This is a genomic window from Mesorhizobium sp. M7D.F.Ca.US.004.03.1.1 (genome assembly GCF_003998635.1).
Lineage (GTDB): Bacteria > Pseudomonadota > Alphaproteobacteria > Rhizobiales > Rhizobiaceae > Mesorhizobium > Mesorhizobium loti.
Genome location: NZ_RZQG01001664.1, coordinates 1 through 592, shown reverse-complemented (window position 1 = coordinate 592; position 592 = coordinate 1). Strand labels below are relative to the sequence as shown.

Annotated in this window: 1 protein-coding gene; it reads left to right on the top strand. The window is 61.3% G+C overall.

Annotation, left to right across the window (positions count from 1 at the left end):
* Window positions 1-12: 12 nt before the first annotated feature.
* A partial coding sequence (locus EN935_RS39360; RefSeq protein ID WP_164771899.1) for a transcription termination/antitermination protein NusA occupies window positions 13-592 on the top strand: 580 nt, incomplete at its 3' end.

Below are 592 nucleotides of genomic sequence, written 5' to 3'. Positions count from 1 at the left end.
GGGAGAAAAACGATGGTTGTAAGCGCCAACAGACTTGAACTGCTGCAGATCGCCGACGCGGTTGCGCGTGAAAAGTCGATCGACAAGTCGATCGTCATCGCCGCCATGGCCGATGCGATCCAGAAGGCGGCGCGCTCGCGTTATGGCCAGGAAACCAACATCCGCGCCGACATCAACCCGAACACCGGCGAGATGAAGCTGCAGCGGCTGATGGAAGTGGTCGAGAAGGTCGATGACTACGCCACGCAGATCGCCATTTCCTCGGCCCGCGAGCGCAATCCCGACGCCCAGCTCGGCGATTTCATCGCCGAACAGCTGCCACCGATGGATTTCGGCCGCATCGCCGCCCAGTCGGCCAAGCAGGTCATCGTGCAGAAGGTGCGCGAGGCCGAACGCGACCGTCAGTATGACGAATACAAGGACCGCATCGGCGAAATCGTCAACGGCACCGTCAAGCGCGTCGAATACGGCAACGTCATCGTCGACCTTGGCCGAGGCGAAGCGATCATCCGCCGCGACGAACTGATCCCGCGCGAAAATTACAAATATGGCGACCGCGTCCGCGCCTACGTTTACGACGTGCGCCGTGAGC